This window comes from Methylobacterium sp. B1, from assembly GCF_000333255.1.
GTDB lineage: Bacteria > Pseudomonadota > Alphaproteobacteria > Rhizobiales > Beijerinckiaceae > Methylobacterium > Methylobacterium fujisawaense.
The window spans coordinates 1-1,322 of sequence record NZ_BACT01000636.1 but is presented as its reverse complement, the minus strand read 5'-3'; the positions used below and the strand labels follow the sequence as shown (position 1 = coordinate 1,322).

The following is a 1,322-nucleotide window of genomic DNA, read 5'->3' as shown; positions in this document are numbered from 1 at the left end:
CAGGGCGAAGACCTGCGCCTCCCAGGGCGCCGCGAAGGCGTTCGGCGACGGATCGGTCACGCGGGCTCCAGATAGGGTTCGAAGGCCGCCACCGTGACGATGCCGCCGGGATCGCCGCTCTCGCCCCACAACTCNTGCGCGGTGAAGGCCACCGTGTAGAGCCATGTCGGGTTCTCGCCCGCCCCGTAGGCGTTGGTGTCGGGGAAGACGAAGACACCGTCGACGCGCACGATCCGGCCGTGCCTGCCCCGGACGTAGCGCGGCAGCCGCGTATGGCCGGTTGGGTGATCATTGCGCGCCCGGATCGCGTCGCCCACCGCGAAACGGGCCGCGGTAGCGGCGGTGCGGCTGCTCGGGAAACCGGCCCGGAAGCGCTCTTCCAGTCCCTCGCGGTGCAGGACGCGCGCGACAGGCTCGGCCGGGGCCGCGGACTTGCCGGCCTCGATCTCCGCCTGCGTCGCCAATCCGGTGGCGGTGACCTGCTTCTCCAGGGCCTTCAGCCAGATCTCGTAGTAGCTCGCCGCAAGGTACTCCGCGGGCGGCAAGGATTCCCGATTGGCGCGGCTGCCGTCGAGGTTCCACGCACCCGTGTAGCCCATGGCCATCGCCATCGCGAAGACGCGGCGCTCCCAAGGGGCGTGGAAGACCGGCTCGTCCGGCTCCGGCGTCACCGGCCCGAAGCCGTGGCAGCCGCCGAGATCCTGGGCGCCGTTCATACCGGCATCTCCATGGGCGAGGCCGGTATGCCCTTGGGCAGGCCCGTGCCGATCATGGAATCGCGGGTCACGAGGGCGGCCAGCGACTCCTCGGAAAAGCCCTCCGTCTCGGCAGGCCGCATGGGCAGGACCATGTAGCGGGTCTCGGCCGTCGAGTCCCAGACGGTGATGCGGGTGGTTTCCGGCAGCGTCACCCCGAACTCGGCGAGAACGCCGCGCGGGTCGATCACCGCCCGGGCCCGATAGGGCGGCGCCTTGTACCAGACCGGGGGCAGGCCGAGCACCGGCCACGGGTAGCAGGAGCACAGGGTGCAGACGACGAGGTTGTGCGTCTCCGGCGTGTTCGCGACCACCACCATGTGTTCGCCGCCGCGGCCGCCGATCCCCAGTTCGGCGATGGCCGGCGTGGCGTCGGCCAGGAGCCGCGCCCGGTATGCGGGATCGGTCCAGGCCCGTGCCACGACCCGGGCGCCCGCATGTGGGCCGACCTTGGTCTCGTAGAGTGGTGCTGTTCGTCGACTGGGCGTTGCACGTGATGACCACCGGGCCGCCCATCGGGTTGGGCAACTCGCAGGTGCCCTTCACCTTGATGGTGGACTGGTCGCG

The 1,322-nt window shown here is 70.9% G+C and carries 1 protein-coding gene and 1 pseudogene; both read right to left on the bottom strand.

What is annotated here, in order from left to right:
• Nucleotides 1-56: 56 nt before the first annotated feature.
• Entirely contained in the window at nucleotides 57-716 is a 660-nt protein-coding gene (gene nthB / locus I53_RS18815; RefSeq protein ID WP_043353456.1) for a nitrile hydratase subunit beta, read from the bottom strand.
• A pseudogene (gene nthA / locus I53_RS18810) lies at nucleotides 713-1,219 on the bottom strand (nitrile hydratase subunit alpha); the annotation flags it as partial. The gene nthB and the pseudogene nthA, both read right to left, overlap by 4 nt.
• Nucleotides 1,220-1,322 lie beyond the last annotated feature (103 nt).